This window comes from Wolbachia endosymbiont (group A) of Cydia splendana (assembly GCF_947179475.1).
In the GTDB taxonomy this organism is placed as follows: domain Bacteria; phylum Pseudomonadota; class Alphaproteobacteria; order Rickettsiales; family Anaplasmataceae; genus Wolbachia; species Wolbachia pipientis.
In genome coordinates, this window is record NZ_CAMXBP010000001.1 from 15,803 (window position 1) to 38,706 (window position 22,904).

At 34.6% G+C, this 22,904-nt stretch carries 19 protein-coding genes, 1 tRNA gene and 4 pseudogenes; 12 read left to right on the forward strand and 12 right to left on the reverse strand.

The genetic code is table 11. The features are described 5' to 3' along the window. Positions 1–233 precede the first annotated feature (233 nt). A complete protein-coding gene (locus OM961_RS00045; RefSeq protein ID WP_264339071.1) occupies positions 234–1,151 on the reverse strand; it encodes an Rpn family recombination-promoting nuclease/putative transposase in 918 nt (305 codons plus the stop codon). A gap of 120 nt (positions 1,152–1,271) precedes the next feature. Here OM961_RS00045 and wmk (OM961_RS00050) point away from each other — a divergent pair. From wmk (OM961_RS00050) to wmk (OM961_RS00085), 8 genes and pseudogenes are all read left to right on the forward strand, one after another. Beyond that, positions 1,272–1,953, forward strand: a pseudogene (gene wmk / locus OM961_RS00050) (WO male-killing family protein Wmk); the annotation flags it as partial. Positions 1,954–2,164: 211 nt separating this feature from the next. Further along, the gene (locus OM961_RS00055) at positions 2,165–3,118 is read left to right on the forward strand and encodes an IS110 family RNA-guided transposase (RefSeq protein ID WP_264339072.1); all 954 of its coding nucleotides are present in this window, start codon (positions 2,165–2,167) and stop codon (positions 3,116–3,118) included. Positions 3,119–3,313: 195 nt separating this feature from the next. After that, positions 3,314–3,541: pseudogene (locus OM961_RS00060) on the forward strand (WO male-killing family protein Wmk); the annotation flags it as partial. Positions 3,542–3,712: 171 nt separating this feature from the next. After that, positions 3,713–4,375 (forward strand): JAB domain-containing protein, encoded by a 663-nt coding sequence (locus tag OM961_RS00065; RefSeq protein WP_230609182.1) that lies wholly within the window; start codon positions 3,713–3,715, stop codon positions 4,373–4,375. A 106-nt stretch (positions 4,376–4,481) separates the two neighbouring features. Then, a pseudogene (locus OM961_RS00070) lies at positions 4,482–5,265 on the forward strand (hypothetical protein); the annotation flags it as partial. A 198-nt stretch (positions 5,266–5,463) separates the two neighbouring features. After that, positions 5,464–5,844 (forward strand): hypothetical protein, encoded by a 381-nt coding sequence (locus OM961_RS00075; RefSeq protein ID WP_405196803.1) that lies wholly within the window; start codon positions 5,464–5,466, stop codon positions 5,842–5,844. Positions 5,845–5,931: 87 nt separating this feature from the next. Then, the gene (gene wmk, locus OM961_RS00080; protein WP_264339073.1) at positions 5,932–6,846 is read left to right on the forward strand and encodes a WO male-killing family protein Wmk; all 915 of its coding nucleotides are present in this window, start codon (positions 5,932–5,934) and stop codon (positions 6,844–6,846) included. A 49-nt stretch (positions 6,847–6,895) separates the two neighbouring features. Next, positions 6,896–7,798, forward strand: coding sequence for a WO male-killing family protein Wmk (gene wmk, locus OM961_RS00085; protein WP_264339074.1), 903 nt, complete (start codon positions 6,896–6,898; stop codon positions 7,796–7,798). A 119-nt stretch (positions 7,799–7,917) separates the two neighbouring features. Here the strand turns inward: wmk (OM961_RS00085) and OM961_RS00090 are convergent, their stop codons facing one another. Beyond that, entirely contained in the window at positions 7,918–9,243 is a 1,326-nt protein-coding gene (locus OM961_RS00090; protein WP_264339075.1) for an IS4 family transposase, read from the reverse strand. Between the two features lie 94 nt (positions 9,244–9,337). On the opposite strand from OM961_RS00090, the pseudogene OM961_RS00095 reads away from it, so the two are divergent. Then, positions 9,338–9,841: pseudogene (locus tag OM961_RS00095) on the forward strand (IS4 family transposase); the annotation flags it as partial. A 309-nt stretch (positions 9,842–10,150) separates the two neighbouring features. Here OM961_RS00095 and OM961_RS00100 read toward each other — a convergent pair. The 3 genes from OM961_RS00100 to rpmE form a co-directional block, all read right to left on the reverse strand. Then, entirely contained in the window at positions 10,151–11,518 is a 1,368-nt protein-coding gene (locus OM961_RS00100; protein ID WP_264339076.1) for a hypothetical protein, read from the reverse strand. A gap of 83 nt (positions 11,519–11,601) precedes the next feature. Further along, a complete protein-coding gene (locus tag OM961_RS00105) occupies positions 11,602–12,396 on the reverse strand; it encodes an NAD kinase (RefSeq protein ID WP_006280584.1) in 795 nt (264 codons plus the stop codon). Between the two features lie 38 nt (positions 12,397–12,434). Then, on the reverse strand, positions 12,435–12,638 hold the full coding sequence (rpmE, locus tag OM961_RS00110; protein WP_007548602.1) for a 50S ribosomal protein L31: 204 nt from the start codon (positions 12,636–12,638) through the stop codon (positions 12,435–12,437). A 128-nt stretch (positions 12,639–12,766) separates the two neighbouring features. Between rpmE and fabD the strand changes: the two genes are divergently transcribed. Continuing rightward, a complete protein-coding gene (gene fabD, locus OM961_RS00115; RefSeq protein ID WP_155969147.1) occupies positions 12,767–13,747 on the forward strand; it encodes an ACP S-malonyltransferase in 981 nt (326 codons plus the stop codon). A 39-nt stretch (positions 13,748–13,786) separates the two neighbouring features. Here the strand turns inward: fabD and gpmI are convergent, their stop codons facing one another. The 7 genes from gpmI to OM961_RS00150 all read right to left on the reverse strand — a co-directional run bounded on the left by gpmI (position 13,787) and on the right by OM961_RS00150 (position 19,167). After that, a complete protein-coding gene (gene gpmI / locus OM961_RS00120; RefSeq protein WP_264339077.1) occupies positions 13,787–15,307 on the reverse strand; it encodes a 2,3-bisphosphoglycerate-independent phosphoglycerate mutase in 1,521 nt (506 codons plus the stop codon). A 33-nt stretch (positions 15,308–15,340) separates the two neighbouring features. Continuing rightward, positions 15,341–15,412: transfer RNA gene (locus OM961_RS00125), tRNA-Asn, on the reverse strand. Positions 15,413–15,528: 116 nt separating this feature from the next. Further along, positions 15,529–17,040, reverse strand: coding sequence for a bifunctional phosphoribosylaminoimidazolecarboxamide formyltransferase/IMP cyclohydrolase (purH, locus tag OM961_RS00130; RefSeq protein ID WP_264339078.1), 1,512 nt, complete (start codon positions 17,038–17,040; stop codon positions 15,529–15,531). A gap of 80 nt (positions 17,041–17,120) precedes the next feature. After that, positions 17,121–18,020 (reverse strand): methionyl-tRNA formyltransferase, encoded by a 900-nt coding sequence (gene fmt / locus OM961_RS00135; protein WP_182309908.1) that lies wholly within the window; start codon positions 18,018–18,020, stop codon positions 17,121–17,123. A gap of 12 nt (positions 18,021–18,032) precedes the next feature. Next, positions 18,033–18,398 (reverse strand): 50S ribosomal protein L20, encoded by a 366-nt coding sequence (rplT, locus tag OM961_RS00140; protein WP_064125369.1) that lies wholly within the window; start codon positions 18,396–18,398, stop codon positions 18,033–18,035. A gap of 20 nt (positions 18,399–18,418) precedes the next feature. Then, positions 18,419–18,625, reverse strand: a complete 207-nt coding sequence (rpmI, locus tag OM961_RS00145) for a 50S ribosomal protein L35 (RefSeq protein WP_007548610.1) — start codon at positions 18,623–18,625, stop codon at positions 18,419–18,421. Between the two features lie 98 nt (positions 18,626–18,723). After that, positions 18,724–19,167, reverse strand: a complete 444-nt coding sequence (locus OM961_RS00150) for a PAS domain-containing protein (protein ID WP_010962890.1) — start codon at positions 19,165–19,167, stop codon at positions 18,724–18,726. 165 nt (positions 19,168–19,332) lie between these two features. Between OM961_RS00150 and alaS the strand changes: the two genes are divergently transcribed. Together alaS and OM961_RS00160 are read left to right on the forward strand one after the other, a co-directional pair. Beyond that, positions 19,333–21,966: an alanine--tRNA ligase gene (alaS, locus tag OM961_RS00155; RefSeq protein ID WP_264339079.1), complete on the forward strand. Its 2,634-nt coding sequence runs from the start codon at positions 19,333–19,335 to the stop codon at positions 21,964–21,966. A 186-nt stretch (positions 21,967–22,152) separates the two neighbouring features. Then, the gene (locus OM961_RS00160; RefSeq protein WP_153801319.1) at positions 22,153–22,296 is read left to right on the forward strand and encodes a hypothetical protein; all 144 of its coding nucleotides are present in this window, start codon (positions 22,153–22,155) and stop codon (positions 22,294–22,296) included. Positions 22,297–22,904: the final 608 nt, after the last annotated feature.

Consider the following 22,904-nt stretch of genomic DNA (forward strand, 5'->3'; position numbering starts at 1 on the left):
TACTAAAATGGATGAAGTAGACATTAAATGCTAAGTGGTTAATGTGTTTTCCATATTGAACTTATAGCACATAGCTTTGATATAGAAGTTTGGGTAACGTTATGATAGTAATTTATATAATTCTATGTGCAATCTTTATAGCTGTTTTAGACAGTTCATTAGACTCTTAATTATAGGATATGTTTAACTGAGGAAAGATTTTCATAAATGTTGAAGTGAATAAGTTGTAGTATTTATGTTTTTTCCCTGAGTTGTAAAATTTCAGAATGAGAGAGACCGGTAATTTGAGCTATAACATCTATAGGGACACTGGCCTTGAGTGAGTTTTTGGCTACTTCAATATCCCTTTCTTTGCGACCTTCCACTCTGCCTTTTTCATGGCCGATTTGGATGCCTTCTTGTCTACCTTTGTGAGTAGCATCATCGAGTTTTTGTTCCAAGATAGCAGCTTCTTTCTGTAAATCCATTACCCTTTCTTCATAAGCTAGGAGATCCTTCTCATTCCAATGAAACTTATCTAACTCATCATATGCTAATTTTATTATTGGTGATTTTTCTGCTATTCTTCTCAAATCTTCATCAGTTGTTTCTTCTGCATATTTAAAGAAAAATAGCCAACGGTCTATTACATTTTCTAGCTGCTCTTCCCTGCTTTTAGGAAACTTTGGCAGCTCAATGAAGATAAATTGAAAATCTTTTAAGTCATGCTCGTTAGTTTTTTCATCTCTTATGGTATGGCTAGATATATAATCAAGCTTATCAGGAAATAAATTACAATTAGAAATAGCAATAAAGAAAACCTTCTTTAAATCAATATACTTACCACCTTTATCAGCTTGCCTCGAGTAAGCCTTAGCAGCATAAAGTTGAGCGCGTTTTTCAAAGCCTCTATCACGAGCGAGTTGCATCTCAATCACGTATCTGGCCCCAGTGGAATCTCTGCACAGGACATCAACAATACTCTGCTTATCAGAGGCAATTTCATGATCCATAATGGTGCTAAGGAATTCGACATCTTGTATAGTATTTATTTCAGTAAATCCCAAAATATCATTCAAAAAATGGATAAGGATATTCTTATTTTTTTCAGTACCAAAAATTTTCTTAAAGGTCAGGTCCAGCTTTGGATCGAGAAACTTAGAAAGAGCCATGAGAAAGTAAGATAAAAAGCATTAATAATTATACACAATTGTGAAGAAATATTCAACTAAAATGCAAACATAGAAGTTTTTGTATATCTTTGTTTGGTAGTATTAACATGTATAATATTTATGGCAAACATCTCAATAAGGTATCAGATAGCACAAAAAGTAAGGAACTGGAGGTTAAAGCGAGGATATACTCAAAAAGATTTAGCGAAGAAAGTCAGTGTAACGTATCAAGTAGTACTACAATATGAAAAAGGAACACGTAAAATTTCGATTGAAAAGTTGTATGCTATAGCAGAGATATTGTCGATTGGTATTGTAGACCTAATTCCTGTATCAAATGAAAAAATCTGTCTTGAAGATGAGGGAGAAGAAATACTAAATCTAGTAAGAGAATATAAAAAGATTAATGATCAAGAGTTACGTAAGATATTTTGTTTACTAACCAAGTTTGTTCAAATTAGTGAGAAAAGTAGTAAAAAAGCAGAGAAAATAAAAATTGCAAAGGGTCTGGTTAAAGGAGGAGTTTCTGTTGATATTGTTGCAAAAACAATTGGTCTCTCTGCTGATGAATGTGTTGAAGAAAAAGGAGGTTCTATTTACTGCCAAATAGGAAAGAAGATAAAAGAATGGAAGAGAGTATACTCAAAAGGATTTGGCTGAGAAAATGGATACAACACGTGACGAAATAAGCAACTATGAGCAAGGACGTGTGGCCATTCCACTGGAAAAATTATATGCAATAGCAGAAACATTATCAATTAGCATTACAGATCTGCTCATAGAGGAAGATTGTAAGTTAAAAACATGATATAAATGAAGTAAGAGGGAAGATAACTCTACTCACTATAGGAATAGAGTTATCACGGGCGTGTGCGACCGAAAACCAATTGGTATTACAACCGTTTGTATCAAGGTACACTAGCCCTATCTCTCGATACGTTTGAATAGTTGTTTGGGAAATATATATACGCCCGTTTACAATCTTAAATTAACTAAAACTATCGAGGTTTATTATGGTTACATCTTATCAAAATTTTATTGGCATTGACATCGGAAAATTTAAAAATGTTGCTGCAGTTTACAACCAAAATAACATTATCAAGTTCGACAATAATGCTGATGGTTGGCAACTGTTGTTTAAAAAGTTTTCAGATATCTTACCTAATTCTTTGGTAACTTTAGAAAATACGGGCAAATATGAGCTTGGTTTATCACATTTTCTTGTTGGCAAGAATATTGCAGTACATCAAGCAAATACTCGAAAAGTAAAAAGTTTTATCTTGTCTCACGGAACTTTAGCAAAGTCTGATAAATCAGATGCGATGGCTCTTGCTCAATACGGATGTGAACGCCATAAAACTCTCTCTCTATTTGTACCTACTTCAAAAGAACAATCAACTCTAGCTGCACTGTGTCAACGTCGTGATGACATTACGCAAATGAGAACTCAGGAAAAGTGTAGACTGGAAGCTCCTGAAAATGACCATATAAAGGAAAGTTGCCAGAAGACCATTGAATTTTTCAATAATCAAATAAACGAACTCAATGACACTATACAAAAAATTATTGATGAAAGCCATGAGCTACAACAACGTCAAAAAATCCTTAAAACAGTTCCTGGAATAGGCAAAAAGTTATCACAAGATTTTTTGTGTTTAATGCCAGAGCTTGGCTACTTAAGTAGAAAAGAAGTAGCAAGTCTTGCCGGAGTAGCACCTCATCCTAAGGAAAGTGGTAAAGCTGTTGGTTACCGAAGGATTATGGGCGGTAGAAGTAATGTTCGTTCAAAGCTCTTCATATCAGCCATAGCTGTTACAAAGTCAAAATCTGTACTTGGTGCCTTTTATTCTAAGCTTGTTGAAAGTGGTAAGAAGAAGATGGTGGCTATAACAGCTCTTATGCGTAAAATTATAGTAATTGCTAATGCAAGACTTAAAGCAGCAATTACTTCACACAGTAGCAACTGACAATGAATATTGTGAATAAGTACGTCCACACAAACTTAAAGTACTTATTCACATATTCATTGGCTTAAGCAGGCAATAGCTGTTTGACATAAAATTCTATTCCTATGACGAATGGATTTTTATTACCTACATGATTGGATCAAGTTGCAAAATTACACAATAAAAAATTTTTTAAAAAACATAGTTGATGAGATAGTAGAAGATGAGCTACCTGATTTAATAAAAGAATACAAAAAAATTGGGAGTCAAGAATTACGCTATGCGCTAATAAAATCTCTGTTTGAAAGCATACAAATTTGCGAAGAGAAAGTGAAAAGAGCAGAAAAGATGAAAATTGCAAAAGATTTAGTGAAAGGAGTAATTCCAATCAACATTATTTTGCAAACTGTAGGAATCTCTTTAGACGAAATTCAACAAGTTTAAAATAAAAAAATCATCATATATTAATATATTCACTTCTTAATGAAAAAATAAGCAAAAAAGATTGAAAAATTGATTTGACTTCACTCGAAAGCTATGGCTTTATGCCAATGCTGATAAAAAGACAGCAGTAAATATCTAAAAAAAGTTTGTTGTTAGTGAAGGGTAAATTATATGAATAATAATAAGAATAAAGAAGAAATAGAATTCAGAATATTAGAAAGCAAAGGCAAAGCACTACTTGATCGTGAAATAATGGAAACATTTTTAAGTGCAGTACATGAAAGGCCGCAAGCTCAAGAAATTGCTAAAAATCTGGTGAATACTTATGCAGGAGTAGGAAGGATTTTAGGTAGAGAAATGGATGACCTGAAAGTTATAGAAGGAGTAACTGATTCTGCAGTAGCAATGATTATGTGTGTTAAGGAAACACTAGAAAGGGTACTGAGAGAAAAGCTCAAAAGTGAGCCAATAATGGACTTACAAGGGCTAGTAGAGTACTTAAACGTAAGTATAGGCCACTCAGAAAGGGAATGTGTAAAAATACTGTACTTGAATAAAAGGCGTCAACTAATTGGAGAAGAATCCTATATTGGTGAAATGGAAAAAGCACCAGTATACATAAAGGAAATTACAAGAAAAGCATTAATAAAGAATGCAACATTAGTAATAATGTCACACAACCACCCTGGGGGAAGTTTAGAACCTTCAGAAGAAGATCAAGAAGTAACAAAGAGCTTAGCAGCAGCATGTAGTACTGTAAGCGTTAGATTATTTGATCATATTATCATTACAAGTGGGGGTTATTTTAGCTTTAGAGAAAACGGATTGTTATAGCAGAAAGTATTTGCAAATCTACTCATATTAATTTATAATGAGTAATATAATGTATAATAACAAAGTTTATTGTACACTTAAAAAGTATTTTTAATATGAGGTTTATATGACTAGTAAAGATCAGAATAAAAAGACTAATGTTAATCACAAGAAAATATTTGGTGCTCTTGAAAGCGTTGATATAGAGCAGTCTAAATTTGTGAGTAAAATTAATAGCCAGAAGGAGATAAAACTGGAAGATACAATGCCTTTCCCTAGCAGAAACGTTCGCGAAAACAAAATCAACTATGGAAAAGGACTTGATTATATATGGCACAAAACCTGTAAGTGATCAAGAAGATAAAAATCTATTTGCCTCAGCTTTGCAAAAAATAAAGCCAAATACAGAGAAGCTGAGCTGGTTTAAGAGTTCTATAGTAGAGGCAAAAAACGTAAATGAATTGCACAAAGTTATAGACAAAGTACTAGCTTCTGGAGCAAGGCTAAATGCATGTAATGATGGAGAATGGAGCTTCGCGGAATATGTGATACTGGGCACACATTTTCATAAATTTGATAAGGCTGATCGTAAAAAGCTAATACGTAAATTAATGCTAAGTGGTGCAGAGTTTCATGATACTCTACTGCAGAATAAACTGATAGGTGAAATCTATAATGAGCTACAGCCAGAAGTTCAGCCACAGATAGATAAGCAACTAGAAGAGCTAGAGGAAGCTGGCGAAAATGCTGTGCAAGAAGGAGAATTAATAGATGTTGAGATAGATAATACAACATCGTATATAGAATTTTCTGGGAATAGTAAGGTAGAGGTAGCCAAAATACTGGAAGCAAACAGAAAGTTAGGAAGTAATATTTTAAAAATTGGCAATGATGCAGTTGAGGTTAGAAGCTTACTATTACCCACAAATAAAAACATAATATTGTATTTACTCAAATAATTTAATTTTATTAACCTGAAAGCTTATTAGATTAAAATTATTAAACTAAGAGTTATAATTTTAGCAACTAAAAGCTGTAAATTGCACCATATAAACAGTTATTTCAAGCAAAAGTTATGCCATTAAGAGCTATGCAACAAACATTTATATTTGTGGGTAATAGTAAGGGTTAGAAGGGAGCAAGGAGGTGCAAGAAATTACGTTGATGTATCAGATGGTAGCTCTGTTGTGTTAGAATTTCCTACAAGCATTGGTAAGCTAAATGTTATATTGTACCACGATGTAAAAAAATATGATCAAGTACAAGTCAGAGTAGAAAACAAGGAAATGTGGGCTGAATTACAACAAATAGGGGAAGAAATTGGAAAAAATTGCCTTTTCGGGGGAGTAAAACTTAAAGAAGCAGTAGAGAAAGGTAGTTTCACTAGATGTGGCATATGGAGTGAAAAGCAGAAGGAAGTAAGTGAAAAATTGTTTTCATGGGCAGACAAAGTACGTGAAAATAGTAAAGAAACTTGTAGGGCACTTTAATTCATCAATTTAAAGGTTCCAGAGTCTAGCTATTATATCTGGAGCCTTTGAGCTATAATAGAAAATATTATATGCAAGGTTCTTTTTGTGGAAAGAAGTTTAGACTATGAAGTAGGGCAAAAAGTAAAAAATTGGAGGTTAGAGCGAGGGTACACTCAGAAAGATTTAGCAGAGAAACTTGGTGTAAAGTACTGGGTAATACTTCAATATGAAAAAGGGAACCGTAGAATTTCAATCGAAAGGTTGTACGCTATAGCAGGTGCATTGTCAGTAAGTATTACCGATCTCATTACTGCATCAAAGGAGAAAATCGGCTTTAAAAATGAGGAAGGAGAAATATTAAATCTAGTAAGAGAATATAAAAAGATTAATGATCAGGAGTTACGTAAGATGTTTTGTTTATTAACTAAATTTGTCAAAGTTAGTGAAAAAAGTAGTAAAAAATCAGAAAAAATAAAAATTGCAAAGGGTTTGGTTAAAGCAGGAGTTTCTGTTGATATTGTTGCAAAAACAATTGGTCTGCCTGCTGATGAATGTATTGAAGAAAAAGTTGGTTCTATATACTGCCAAATAGGAAAAAAGATAAAAGAATGGAGGCTCGTGAGAGAGTATACTCAAAAGGATTTAGCAGAGAAAATGAATACAACACGTGACGAAATAAGCAACTATGAACAAGGAAGGACTGCTGTTCCACTTGATAAATTATATGAAATGGCAGAAGCGTTATCGATTAATATTACAGATCTACTAATAGAGAAAGATGAAGGTAGTACAGTGGAAAATGAGCTACCGAATTTGATTAAAGAATACAAAGAAATTGAGAGCCAAGAACTACGTCATGCACTAATAAAATCTTTGTTTGAAGGGATACGTATTTGTGAGGAGAAAGTGAGAGAGATAGAAAGGATTAAAGTTGCAAAGGATCTAGTAAAAGGGGGAATTTCTATTGATACTATTTTGCAAGCGGTAGGTTTATCTATTGATATGGTTTTAGATGGATAGCTCGTAAAAAAATTATAGCAATAAAGTTTTTTTCTTAAATGGAGGATAAATGTTTGTTTCTGCAAGCAATGTTAGTTACGGAATAGGGCAAAGAATAGAAAATTGTAGGTTAATGCGAGGGCATACTCAAATAGGATTAGCAAGTCAAATAGGTTTAACATACCAAGAAGTAAACAGCTATGAAGATGGGTATATTCCTATTCCAATTGAAGTACTATATATAATAGCAAGAGTATTATCAGTTGACGTTGTAGATTTATTACCTGAACCAGTAATAGTAAGGGAAGACAGCTATGAAGACGAGGAAATACTCTATCTAACGAAAATATACGAGAATCAAAAGTTAGGCAAAATAGTACCTTCATTAGTCAGGTTTGTTCATATTAGCGAAAAAATTAATCAAGAAGAGGCAAGGTTGGAAATAGCAAAAAATCTAGTGAAAGAAGGGGTTTCAGTTGACATAATTTCCCAAGCAACCGGCTTATCTATTTACGAGTATGATAATACAGAGAAAGAAGTCTGCACTGATTCTATATACTACAGAATAGGGCAAAGAATAAGAGAATGGAGATTGATAAAAAGGTATACTCAGAAAGATTTGGCGAATAAAGTTGATTTAACGCTCAAGGAAATACACGAGTATGAAATAGGATACACTGCCATATCATTTGACAAATTATATCAAATAGCAGAACAATTATCAGTGAATATTAAAGTTCTGCTACCTAAAACAAATGAAGATAGTGAACTACTCACTTTACTAAGAAAAACTGAAGAGCAGGAATTAGTGAATGGATTAGTAAAATTTTTATCTAGGAGTATGAAGGATAGTAAAGAAAAGGTTAAAAAAATAGAAAAAATCAAAGTTGCGAAAAATCTAGCAAAGGCAGGTGTTTCTACTGATGTTATTTTGCGAGCAAGTGGCCTAACTGCTGATGAGTGTGAAAATTGAATTGTGTTAAAGACGGTACTGAGAAATATTATATTAAGATATAAGTAAAGATAGTTATATATTTAACACTTCTATGCAGAATTTCTCTATCACTTTTTGATTGTCCCATACGCGTCAAGTTAAGAGATTGTGAGCAAATTTAGAGAGGTTAAAGTGGATACTCTAGCCCTTCTACGTTTGTCTTTTAATGAAAATCGCGACCAAGTTATAGTGAGTTTTTTAAGAAATGCTTTTAAACTATTAATTTTGGTTAATACTAAAAATAACTCTCTAACCCGCCTTTTTAGCTCAATAAATGCCTTTGTTAAGCTAAGTTCTGTATTCTTTTTCACTTCTGTGCAACCAACTATGCCGTGAAATATAAGAATTGCGCACAATTTAGCATATAGTTCACATAATACTCTGCATGGCTTTCCTTTTAGCTTATCAAGCCTGATATGGCTTTTATACAATTTAAATAATAACTCAATTTGCCACCTTACTCTGTAAATCGTTAATACTTGCTCAGCACTAATTTTATTTTCTGGAACATTAGTTATAAATATTGACCAGTTCAACAATTTTTGATTTCTTTTAGAGGATGTATATCCCTGCGATCTTGCTAATCTATTAGCTTTCCTTCTTCTGGCCATAGACTGTTCTTCAGTTAGTTTCTGACATATAATTCTTACTCTAATTTTTGCTTCTTTTCCTAACAATACCTCGTTTTCTAAAAATAACTTATCCTCTAAACATTCTAATAACTCCATTTTTTGATTTGTTTCTACATCATATATGTTGGTATCGGATTTATAACGACTTATGAAATAAGCTCCTATTTCATTGATTTGTTTAAAAGAATTTGGCACAAAATAACCGAGATCAGATATTAGCAAATCATTGCTTAATATATTACTTAAATGTTTCCTATATCCCTGGTCTGATCTTACCCCCTCCGTTAAATTAAGTTGGTCTATTATCTGATTCATGTAGTCGAAAACTAATTGTAACTTTATTCCAGACTTAGTATTGCTTTCATAGCCACTGTAGCTAGTACCATAACCTTTATACATCTCTTCCATACTGTTAGGTAGAGTAATATAGCTACTGTCCAATAATTTAACACTATTAAATTGCTGTAAGATTTTGCAATCAACTTGCAAGATATTTTTAAAGAGAATCACAGATTCATTATACATCCTTTTCATAAATTCCACTGCTTCTTCAGTAAATCTAAAATCCAAACCTTGTTTTGTTATATCTATCGAGTCCTCGTTTAGTAATTGACACATTGTTTCTACGCTACAATTATCAACTCCTATATTACCCAAGACCATGGCTTTTACGAATGATGAACCTTTTAGCTTTCTCTTTCTTTTTATAAACCTTGTTGTAATTGAGATTTTCTCTGCTTTTTCATTAAAAAATTCTTTGAGCTTTTTTGATAAGCAAGTTATTTTATTCATTGGTTCTCTCACTAAAAGTATATCTGGGAGAACTTATACCTTATTATTCTATCTCTTTCATACCTTTATTTCCTTAACTTGACGCGTATGATTTGGCGAAGAGCCTGTGAACTGGATTTTGTTGACAAATATAAATATTAATAATTTTGAAGAAGCAGTAGAAAAAATACAATGGTATTGCTTAAGATGGAGAATAGAGGTTTTTCATAAAATTTTGAAATCTGGTCTTAAAGTTGAAGAATGTAGGCTCCAAGCAGCAGATAGATTAATCCGCTTTCTTACAATAATGAGTATAATTGCATGGAGAATATTTTTTATCACACTAGTAGCTAGAACAAATCCAAATCTTTCTTGCACTTTCATACTGACTGACGACGAATGGAAGGTTTTATATACCAAAATGCTTAAGACAAAAAACTATCCTGAGACACCACCACCTATAAGAGAAATTGTGAGGTGGGTGGCCAAGTTAGGAGGGTTTTTAGCTCGCAAAAATGACTTAGAACCAGGCCCTATAGCTTTGTGGAAGGGATGGAAACGTCTCTTTGATTTAGCAGAAGGATGGAAACTTGCTCATGAATTTTATACTTGTGGGTAATAGTAAGGTTTTGAAGCTTACTATTACCCACAAATAAAAACATAATATTGTATTTACTCAAATAATTTAATTTTATTAACCTGAAAGCTTATTAGATTAAAATTATTAAACTAAGAGTTATAATTTTAGCAACTAAAAGCTGTAAATTGCACCATATAAACAGTTATTTCAAGCAAAAGTTATGCCATTAAGAGCTATGCAACAAACATTTATATTTGTGGGTAATAGTAAGGTGTTAGCGGGATCTAGAGATACCGCGAATGAATCGCGGTATGACGTAGGGCTGCACTAGCTATATCATGCATTTTATTAACCGACACTATAAACAATATCCTTACAATTATGAGATTGAACCACAACTTGCTCAAGCGTTAAGCTGCTGCGTTTAGCGTCTTTACTGTGATTTTCCCCAAGAACATTTGTTCTTTCTCGTTTTATTTCCTCAATGAATTTCCCATTAACATCTTTAGGATCAATCTCTTCTTCAGAATATATAAGGTTAGTGCAATTTGTTTTTCTATAATAATGCACGCCAAGACATATAATTGATAATGCAAGTATACCAGAACCTATAAGTAATGATAATCCTATGTTATTAGTCAAAGGGTTTTGGTAAAATTTTTGTACACCATTAACACCATGTGTTGCAAGTAGCCCTAGAGGAAACGCTATATTTGCAGCAACTACACCAGTAAATAATGCAGTAAATATTGGTCTGTCGTTAATTACTGATTTTATTTTATTAGTTCTAGTAATTACTTTTTCGTCAATGTTAGTGAAGCCTTGTTTAGCTTCCCAAGCATTAAGTACAAAATTTGAATGAGTGCCATTGCTATATTCCAGTCTTACAGATTTTATAGCTTTATCTTTTGGCTGGTGCTCCAACACCTCAGCTAAAATTTTATCCGCATCTTTTTTTTGAATGGAATGTTCTTCAGTATCTATAAATTGCCTTGTTGCAAAAAATATTGGACCAATTGCAAGCAATGCAGCAAGTGCGATAACTGGTATAGTGATATATTTTGGGCTGTTTGTAAAAAATGCAATAAATTTTGCTTTATCTTGTAAATATAATAAAGCTGCAGATATACTGAGTATAATAGCACTTGCACCAAAAATTATAAAACCCTTCTGCTGCATGGCATACTTTGCTCTTGGCAAGAATCTGTTTGTTTTTTTATTTTTTAAAATTGCATCGTCATTTATGTTAAATTTACTATTTGTAAGCAAAGACTTTTTAGAGCCATCTGCTGCGCTTGTGTATGATGGTAGTGAGCCAGTTGGAGGTATACTTGAGCTGTTAGTTCTTTGTAAATCTTCTAATATTTCACTATTCCAAGGTGGACTAAATACTGTCTCTTGAGAAGGTGATCTGCTTAGAGTTGAATTTTGTGGCACGTCAACATGAGTTTCTTCACCTTTTGTTTCTTCTAGGGAAGGAGGTGATACTTGAGTCTCAAGAGTTAACGGATCTCTTGAATTAGCATTGCTGTTTTTTTTCTCTTTAAATTCTTCCTCTAACAAAGCTTCTAAAGCTGTATTTTCATCATTTTTTTTCGGAGTACTTGTCCTAAGTGCTGGTATTGGTAAAATTCCTGGTGTTATCTCGCCATCTTCACTTATTGATGTGGAAGAAATTAATGTTACTGTTTGTTCTTCATTTACTGGTCCAGGCATATTCACTCCAAAATTAATTACTATGCTGCATTGATTACGCTATAGTTATTAAGATATAGTAAATACCAATTTACGGATAATTATTAGTATAGAAATTGTCTATCAAAGATTCTTTCATTCAGAGGGTAATCTTTGTCAAAAAGCAAAGTGATTGTGTTCTCATGGTCTTTTTGTATTTTTATCTGTGATATATCATGAAATTCTTTGTAATCTGATACTACAAGTGCTGGACGGTTTTTTGTGTCGTTAATGTCAATTTGTACGATTGTATCGTTTGATATTAACGCTCCATTCCAATGCCTTGGGTAATAGCTATTGATAGAGGTTAATGCAAGTAAATTTGAATTTAGCGGCAAGATTGGGCCACCGGCAGAGAAGTTATATGCAGTGCTACCTGTGGGAGTAGATAATATTACTCCGTCCCCTCTAAATTTTTCTACTTTTAGCTTATCATTAATAGTGATATTCATTTCTACTATTTGGTTTGCTTTTCTAAAAACATATACTTCGTTTACTGCTATGTAATGATATCTCTTGCCACTTGTGTCTGTTGCTTCCATTTTTAGCAAAGTTAACTGAGTTGAAGTTGCATGCTCTATATGATCAATTAAATCTTCACTGCAGCTAAAGCATTTATTCATCAAAAACCCAACATTGCCAGTGTTTATCCCATACACATGCATGTTTTTATTTTCTATGACGTAATTGTGCAAAGTGCGTAGCATAAAGCCATCACCGCCAACAACTATCAATAGATCGATTTCGGACTTATTTTCTTCTGTTATATTGATAAAATTAAGTTTCTTTAATAGTTTAGATACTTCCTGCGATTTTGGTGATGGAGAAGCAACATAGCCTATATTTTTGTATTTATGCATGCTTCAGTAAACTCTCTAAAACTTAAAGAGGAGGAGAATTAGAAAATGCTTCCATATTTATCGTTAAACTTAGCTAATTTGCTAGTTTTACTTGCTAACCCGCTTGTCAAACTTCCAGTCCATGCAGGGTGAGTAAGAGGATCTCTATCAAGTTTTACCCTATCTCCCTCCTTTCCATAAGTGGAACGAGTTTCAAACTCTTGACCGTCTGTCATAACTATAATAATTTTATGATAATTCATTGTTGTTTATAAACTTTTAGTCAGTTAACATTCTAGTGAACTTAATTCACTAAGTCAATCATTATTCTAAAATATTGACAAAAAATAAATAAAATCTTATACTTAATAAGGAATAAGTAATAATTATCATGATTTTCGCTTTCCCTGGTCAGGGCTCTCAGTTTGTAGGAATGGGAAAGAGCTTATATAGTGAGTTTTCCGTTGCAAGACAAGTATTTAATGAAGTAGATAGCATATTGGATAGAAAGCTGTCTCATTTAATCTTCAACGGTCCTATTGAAGAATTAACCATTACAGAAAACGCTCAGCCAGCTATAATGGCAGTATCAATTGCAATGCTACGTGTTATGGAGCATGTGTTTGGCAAATCTCTTTTCACTGATCACAATGTTAAATATGTTTGTGGGCATTCAGTTGGCGAATATACAGCGCTGTGTGCTGCAGGAGCGTTAACGCTTGAGTCTGCAATCAAGCTGCTGAAAGTTCGCAGCGAAGCAATGCATGAAGCTTCACTGAAATGTAAAGGCGGAATGGTTGCGTTGCTTGGAGCAGAGATAAATGAAGTGGAAGATATATTGAAATCAGTTCAAATTGACGGAATTTGTGAAATTGCAAACGATAACGGTGGCGGACAAGTGGTTATAAGTGGCACTAGAGAAGCTCTTGAAATGTTACCCGATTTATTCAAAAACTCGAGTGTGAGGAAACTAATTAAATTACAGGTTAGTGGGCCTTTTCATTCATCTCTTATGAAACCTGCTGATGAAAAAGTTTTGGAGTTTTTGAAGGGTATTAAAATAACCCGTCCTATAGTTCCTTTGATATCAAATGTTACAGCTAAAGAGGAGAGTGATCCCAAAGTTATAAAAACTTTACTCGCCAAGCAAGTTGTAAGCAGAGTGAAATGGAGAGAAATGGTTTTGTATATGTCAAGCCGTGGCATTAACAAATTTGTTGAAATTGGCCCTAATAAAGTTTTATCTAATTTGGTCAAAAGAATTGACCAATCTATCAGTACAAAAAATATAGATAGTATTGGTGATATTGACAGCTTCTTTAATGAATCATTAGTACTAACAGCGAAAAATTTAAAAGTTGGATTAAGTTAAAACACATCTATTTGATGTCATTCCGGTGCATAACGCTGCCTAGCTGGAATGACAGAGGGTAATGCAAGAAATCAACGAACTGCCTGTCATTTCGTTTGGTTTTTTAATTCCAAGTAGCTGTAAAATAGTAGGGGCAATGTCAGATAACCTTCCGTCTCTTAGTTTTAGATTATTGCAAGACACAATAAATGGCACTTTATTTAGAGTGTGTGCTGTATGAGGTGTATTATTTTCTTCATCGAACATACATTCCACATTACCATGGTCTGCAGTGACAATTAACGCGGTGTTGCTTGACTTTTTAACAGCACTCAGCACTTTTGCAAGACAATCATCTACAGCTAGCACAGCTTTCTCGGCTGCTTTTATATTACCTGTATGTCCTACCATATCAGGATTAGCGTAATTTACAACTATCAGTGCGAATTCTTGGGAGTGAATTTTTTCTACAAGCTTTTCTGTGAGCTCGAAGGCTGACATTTCGGGCTGCAAATCGTAAGTTTGAACTTTTGGTGAGGGAATGAGTATTCTTTCTTCACCAGAGAAAGGTTCTTCTTTTCCACAATTGAAAAAGAAAGTCACATGAGCGTATTTCTCGGTTTCGGCGATACGTAATTGTCGTAATTTATTGTCTTCTATTGTTTGTCCTAGAGTATCAGCGAAAGAAGTAGGAGGAAAAATATAAGGAATTTTGAGATCTTCTTTATACTTCATCATACTTAAAATTGAAGAGAATTTTGCTACCTTAGCGTAATCTGTTTTGCCAAGCAAAATACTTGCTAATTGTATCATTCGATCAGCACGAAAGTTAGCCAACAGCACTCCATCTTCTGGTTTTATACCTTGATAATCACCTATTACTGCGGGCCTGATAAACTCATCAGTTATGTTATTTTGATAGTTATTCTCAATCAACGATACTGCATTATCATGACAAGGTGCCTTTGCAAATGCGATAGCCTCATAAGCTTCGATTGTTCTCTTCCACCTGTTGTCACGGTCCATAGCATAGTAACGCCCAGAAACAGTAGCAATTCTTGTGTCATTTCCCTTTATACTCTTTGTAAATTCTTGAATGCATTTTTTTCCTGAATTTGGCAATGTGTCTCTGCCATCTAAAAATGCATGTATCACCACTTTTATTCCATGCTGTGATATTTTATTTGCTAAAGTTGAAATATGCTTTTGATGCGAATGAACACCGCCATCTGACACTAATCCCATTATATGGCATACTCCGTTCTTACTTTTTAGATTACTAATAAAACTTTGTAGATTTGCATTGTTTTCTATTGTTCCAATTTCTTGATTAATGCGCTGAAGGCTTTGCATTACTACTCTACCACTGCCAATATTCATGTGGCCAACTTCTGAATTACCTATTTGACCACCAGGTAACCCCACATCAGCTCCACAGGCGGATAAACTGCATTTTGGATAATTAGAGCTAATATATTGCCAACAGGGTGGATTTGCGTTGCTAATAGCATTGTATTTACTGCTTTCTACTCCATTTCCCCAGCCATCTAGTATACATAAAACGACTGATTTAATGTTCATACAAAATCAATACTAGAATTTCACAGAGAAGAGCTCCCCGAGCCGGATTCGAACCAGCGACCAATTGGTTAACAGCCAACTGCTCTACCACTGAGCTACCGAGGAATAAACTGGTTTCAATTTATCATATTGAGCGCTGATTGTAAATGGTTTTTGTATACAATTATGATCAAAACAATGTTAAATGCGCGAAAAAGTGTACATTGACATGAGATACAAGCCTAATGAAAAAAGCTACGAATGCCGGTGAAAAACATAGCAATTTTATTTTCATTTGCAGCTTTTATCACATCTTGATCTTTCAGCGAGCCACCGGGCTGAATTATAGCTGTAATTCCATGTTTTGCGCTTTCTACTATGCTATCTGGGAATGGAAAAAATGCATCTGAAGCAAGCACTGCACCTTTACATTTTTCACCTGCTTTTTTCACTGCAATGTTCACACTATCTATTCTGCTTGTTTGCCCTGCACCGATGCCAATAGCACAACCATCTTTTGCTATAACTATTGCGTTGGATTTCACATGCTTACATATTTTCCAGGCAAAAATAAGATCTTTTTTTTCTTTGTCTGTTGCAGTGCATTCTGTTACTTGTTCTGCTTTTATTGTGTGGTCATTATTTTCTTGCACCAAAAACCCACCAACAACATTTTTAGTTTGGTATTTCACATTTTGTTGAAAAGATTTATGAATAATCACTCTTAAATTTTTCTTTCTTTGTAAAATTTTTAGTGCCTCATTGTTTACCGATGGTGCTATCACTACTTCCAAAAATATCTCGTTTAATTTTTCTGCTAGCTTTAAATCTATCTCCCGGTTTAAGGCAACTATACCACCAAAACTGCTTACTTCATCGCACGATAGAGCTTTTTCATATGCCTCCAAAGCATTATTACCAATAGCAGCGCCACATGGGTTATTATGCTTGATTATCACTGCTGCAGGTTCTTCGAATTCAGAAGTTATGTTAAGTGCGGACTCTATATCTACTATATTATTATAACTCAACTCTTTTCCATGTATTTTTTCCAGCGGATATTTGGTGAATTGATTGCTATAAAATGCAGCTTTTTGATGAGGGTTTTCACCATACCTTAATTCTTGTGCTTTATGCCCATATAGTGCGAAAAACTCTGGTAACTCATTATTTTTACTCTGGGATAAAAACCAACTGTGAATATTAGAATCGTAGTGTGCAGTGAGAGCAAATGCTTTGGTTGCTAAGTGTTTTCTATATTCCAATGTTGTTTCATTGTTATTTTTTATCATCTCAGCTTTTAGTGCTTCGTAGTCTTGAATGCTAGAAATAACTGAAGTAAAACGAAAGTTTTTTGCTGCAGCTCTAATTAACGCCACTCCGCCGATATCAATTTGTTCTATAATTTGCTCTTCATTTGAGCCGCTACTTACTGTCTCCCAAAATGGGTATAGGTTAGTTATAAGCAGGTCTATTGGCTCAATACCTAGATCTTGCACTTCCTTTTTATGCTTTTCTCGATCATAAAGTATTCCTCCATGAATTTTAGGGTGTAAAGTTTTCACTCTACCACCCAGTATCTCTGGAAATTGTGTGTAATCTGAGACCTCTTGTGTTTTTATTCCTGCACTAGATAGCACTTTATAAGTATTGCCCGTTGAAAGAATTTCTATTTGTTGCTGCGTTAAAAACGATGCAAGATCAATTATATTCGTTTTATCGTATACTGATATTAAAGCTCTTTTTATTTTCATTTTTATATGGAAAGTTTTTTAAGATTATATCTAAGAAAAGGAAATTTAGCTATTACATTTCTACACTAATTTAAAGCAGTCTATTCTATAAATTTTTTTACCATGCTTGATTTCAAGCCACGAATAAAATCTTCAATACTGCAAGGATTTCTTCCTTCCATTTGTACAACTTTAGGAATTAAAGTGCCACCTTTTAAACTTATGTGCATATTATCGTTAACAATCTTACCTTGTTCTGAAGCGAGAGCTTCAAAGTCAGCATCAAGTATCCTGATACGTTTACTTTCTATCTTAATGAATGCTTTTGGGTAAAACGCTTTAACCTTTCTATAAGCAACTTCACAGGCATCACTTGCATAAATTTTATAGTCTTCCACTTTGTCAGCGTAACATGCATTGTTATCGTTCTGTTTTAAGGGAAGCTGTTTTTCAATTTCGTTTAGCACTTTCAGCAGTAAATCACTGCCTAGCTTAGATAATTTATCATGCAATGTCTTGTAATTATCGTTCTTTTCGATAAGAAATTTTTCCTGTTTTAAAATAGGGCCGGAATCTAATCCTTCATCCAATTGCATAATGCTAACCCCGGTTTCTTGATCTCCTGCTAAAATTGTGTGCTGTATCGGGGCTGCACCACGCCACCTTGGTAGTAATGAAGGATGAATATTAATACAACCATATTTTGGAATATTCAAAATTTCTCTTGGAAGTATCAACCCATACGCGGCTACAACTGCAACGTCTGGTTTGAAATTTCTAAATTTTTCTTGCTCTGCCGAAAACTTTAGAGAGATAGGAGTACATACCTCTATGTTACTTTCTTCAGCGATAACATGTACTGGAGATTTCGTTGGCTTCTGTCCACGCCCCGAAGGTTTTGGAGCCTTGGTGTATACTGCCACCACTTCGCTCTTTGATTTCAGTAACAAGCTCAGAGAATTAACAGCAAATCCTGGTGACCCCATGAAAATAATTCTCATGGTGTCTTTGCTTTAAGAATTCTCTGCTAATTTACCACTTACAGCTTCTACTAATTTGGCAAAATCATCCTTATAATTAACGGCCATCTCAGCAAGAATTTTTCTATTTAAATCAATGCCGGCAAGTGTAAGACCATGCATAAACCTACCATAAGTAAGCCCATGCTCTCTTGCTGCTGCATTAATACGTATTATCCATAAGCTACGGAAATCACGTTTACGGGTTCTTCTGTCTCTATAAGCATATTGCAGTGCTTTTTCAACTCTTTGTAATGCAATTCTATAACAACTTTTTGCGCGCCCTCTATAACCCTTTGCCAGTTTCAATATTTTTTTATGACGAGCGTGAGTAGTGACTCCACGTTTTACCCGAGCCATTTTATTTTACCCCCATTTTGTTAAATACCGTAAGGCATATGAAGCTTAACTATACGCGAGTCAGATTTACCAAGAATCGTTGTACCGCGCTGATTACGAATATTAGATTTACTTCTCTTTACCATGCCATGCCTTTTGCCTGACTGAGTAGAAATAACTTTACCCTTAGCTGTAAGGTGAAAGCGCTTTTTCACAGAAGATTTGGTTTTTAATTTTATTTTCTTCATATTCCAAATAAATTTACAAGCACTACTATTGAGTTCTTTAATAGTAATTAAGCATTAGTATAAATAATTTTATTAAAGAATCAAATTAAAATTGTATATTAAAGGAGTTTAAAAGTAATTACGCCCAATATGTGTGTTATACCTTCTTTATTCCCAAGTGGCAACAATACTTGCCTCATTTTAACACTTTCACTTTCTTCCTCTTCATTGATCGGGCATTTACTCTCTATTACAGTATCAAGTTTATCAATAACTGCATCTATTTTATATAGTCGCAAAAATGGTGCATCAATTGCATACTTATTATCAATGCGCGTCTTTTTCTCAAAACCATAGAATTCAACAGCCTTTTCTCCTGCATTTTCACAAATATAACCTTGATCCTTGACTTCAATGACAAAACAATGCTGCCATGATTCCATTATTTCTGCAGTGTCTATTTCATGCCTTTCTGGCCAATCTCTGTCTGATCCTTTTATGTCATTCCAGTGTTGAGTCACCACATTTGCTATTCTTTTTTCTTTGCCTACATAAATTTCCATTCCAATTTCCACATATAAAACACAGATATGAGGTAAATTTATCGTGAATATATTGATTTTTTCTTACCACAAGGTGCATGTCACTAGAAGTTCTGAGATCTAGAGAGTGGTATTGATTTTATTTCCATTACAACTTATTATTTATAGATAACCTCAATAAAAACGATGAAGCTAAACGAAATCAGAGAAAGATTTATAAAATTTTTTGTAAATAATGACCACGAGCAGGTTTCTTCTTCTCCTTTGATTCCAGAACATGACCCAACGCTCATGTTCACAAATGCTGGTATGGTGCAGTTTAAAAATATTTTTACTGGTGCTCAAAAAACTGAAATGAAACGTGCTGTCTCAAGTCAAAAGTGCCTAAGAGCAGGCGGTAAACACAATGATCTGGAAAATGTTGGCTATACAACTCGGCATCACACATTTTTTGAAATGCTCGGAAATTTTAGCTTCGGTGATTACTTTAAGGAAACTGCGATAGAATTTGCGTGGGAATTTATCACTAAAGAGTTATCTCTTGATAAAAACAGACTATCCATAACCGTCTACCATACTGATGATGAGGCGTACGAGATTTGGCGTAAGATAAGTGGCTTTTCAAGTGATAAAATCATAAGAATTACAACGGATGATAACTTTTGGAGTATGGGAAGCACTGGTCCGTGCGGTCCATGTTCTGAAATTTTTTATGACCATGGGAGTCCTAATTTACAAGAGGGCGATAGAATTGTTGAAATCTGGAATCTGGTATTCATGGAGTTTAACAAAGATGAAGAAGGTAATTTACACAAATTGCCAAAAAAATGCATCGATACTGGAATGGGCCTTGAAAGAATAGCGGCTGTTATGCAAAACGTCCATGATAACTATGATATTGATCTATTTTCTGCTCTGATAAGTAAATCACAAGAGTACTGTGGAAGAACGGAAAATAAAATAGCGCATAAGATCATAGCAGATCATCTTCGCGCGGCTGCATTTCTCATCGCAGAAGGAGTGCTTCCTGGAAATGAGGGCAGGAATTACGTATTACGCAGATTAATTAGGAGAGCCACACGTTATATTCACCTGCTTGGATATAATGATTCCCTACTCCATCGTATTTTTCCAGTGTTGATAGATAGCACGAGTTCGGCTTATATGGGAGCTGAATTAGTCAGAGCTAAAAGCTTAATAGAAACGACGTTAAAATCAGAGGAAGAAAACTTTAAAGACACTTTGATGAAAGGTATCAATCTCCTGGAGAAATTCACTACAGATTTAAAATCGGGCGATACTTTGCCTGGAGAATCAGCGTTTAAGCTATATGACACCTACGGATTTCCTTTGGATATTACACTTGATATTTTAAAAGAGAAAAAAATAAATTTTGACCAGAAGGGTTTTGATGATGCAATGGGAGAACAAAAAGAGAGAGCACGTGCTAAATGGGCTGGATCTGGTGAAAAATCTGTTGAGCAAGTATGGTTTGATTTGATCAATAAATTTGGCAAAACAAAATTTGTTGGTTATGAGTTCAATGAAGTAAGTGATGCGAAAATACTAGCTATAGTTTCCTCTAAAAATGAAGTAATTGATTCTGCAAAGGAGGGAGAAAAGATAACCATTATACTTGATAAAACACCTTTTTATGGCGAGTCAGGTGGACAAGTGGGAGATACTGGCAGTCTGATCAAATCTGATAGAAGTATTATTATAGTCGAGAATACCAATAAGGTTAATGACCTATATTTGCACAGATGCATAGTTAAGTTCGGTTCAATTTGTAAAGGTAACACAGTTGCAGCAAGCATTGACAAGGAAAGAAGGCAAACCTTAAGAAGAAATCATTCAGCTACACATCTTCTGCACTTTACACTCAGAAAAATTCTAGGTGATCATGTCACTCAAAAAGGTTCCCTAGTTGCACCAGATAGACTGAGATTCGACTTCAGCCATAACACTCAAATGACTCAAGATCAGTTGTTTTGGGTAGAGGATATGGTAAACTCTCTAATCAGAGAAAATCTTTCCGCATCTACAAAAATTCAAAGCATGAATCAGGCAATAGACGAAGGAGCTATGGCGTTATTCGGCGAAAAATATAGCGATCAAGTAAGAGTAGTGAAGATTGGAGATTCAAGGGAACTGTGTGGTGGCACGCACGTTGAACATACTGGAGAAATCGGTTTATTTAAGATAGTAACAGAGAGTTCTGTTGCTTTTGGAGTGAGGAGAATTGAAGCTTTAACTGGTCAGGAAGCAATCAATTATGTACGTGATAATGAAATTAACTTAAAAAAAGTTGCAGAATTCGTAAAAGCGCCAGTGAGTGAAATAACAAGCAGATTAAGTATTTTAAGTCAAGAACACAAAAAATCCGAAACCAAAATAAAAAACCTATATAAAAAGCTTGTGAGTGCAGAGAATATAAAAAGCACCGAAATAAATGGAATAAATTTTATAAGCCACACTTTCACTGATATTCCAGCAAATGTAATAAGAGAGTTTGTTTTGCAGCAACAAAAACCAAAAACGATAATAGCTTTCACGGCAACAGAAAAAGATAAAACAGTCTTGATTATTAAAGTAAGTAAAGACTTAATCAATAAGATTAGCGCAAAAGAACTAATATCCATAGCAGTTGAAAAGAACTGTGGTGGGAATGCTGAATTTGCACAAACAGGCTGTGATAGCAATAAAATAGATGATGCCATTACAGCCATTTATAGCAAAATAGCAGCTTCTAAGCACTCTACGTCATACCACCACGAACCGTCATACCGCCGCGGCGCTAACAAGCAGCGGGATACTTAACCATCGTCTACACCGTCATACCGCGATTCATTCGCGGTATCTCTTAGCCGCTAACAAGAGATCCCGCTAACAAGCAGCGGGATGACGAATTACTATGCCGCCGCGAACCGTCATACCGTTGCAAACCGTCATACCGCGATTCATTCGCGGTATCTCTTAGCGTAGATCCCGCTAACAGGTAGCGGGATGACGGTTGTCAGGCTAGCTGTCATCCAAGTAGCTCGACTACTTGGATCCAGGAAAAAGAATGGTGTCATGAAAGTAGCTGACACTGATTCCTTTATGATGGTGTCATCCCAGTGCCCAGACACTGGGATCCAGGAAACTTAATTGCAAGTAATGCATTGGATTTGGTGAGTATGGGTTTTGCGTTATAGAATGAAGCACTTTTGGTGAATTTATAAAGAAAGCTGGATCCCAGTGTCAAGCACTGGGATGACAAGGTATAAACCTTATCGTCATGCCGCCGCGAACCGTCATACCGCGATTCATTCGCGGTATCTCAGCCGCTAACAAGAGATCCCGCTAACACGTAGCGGGATGACGGTTGTCGTTCAGCCACAAACATTAAGAAATTTACCAAATGAAAAAAAAGGCAAAAGAAGCCCCGTGGTTATTATCCGCTTTAAAATATTGGCGTTTTTTATGTTTTAAACGCTTGACAAGCGAAATTCAGCTGCTTTTAATTGCAACTAACTTACGCTGCAAATGTTTAAGAAATTTACTAAGCAGAAAAAAAGACAAAGAATCCCCGAGTTAGCTAGTCTTTTACTATCTCTGTCGAGTATTGGCATTTTTTGATGTCTTGTAACGCTTTATAAGCGCGTTCAGCTTATTTAGATAAAAATCTAGATGTAGATGAAGTTTTGTAAAGACATACAGTATCTATATACTGCAAAAAATTGAACATAAGACGCCGATACATTAAGTAATCCTTA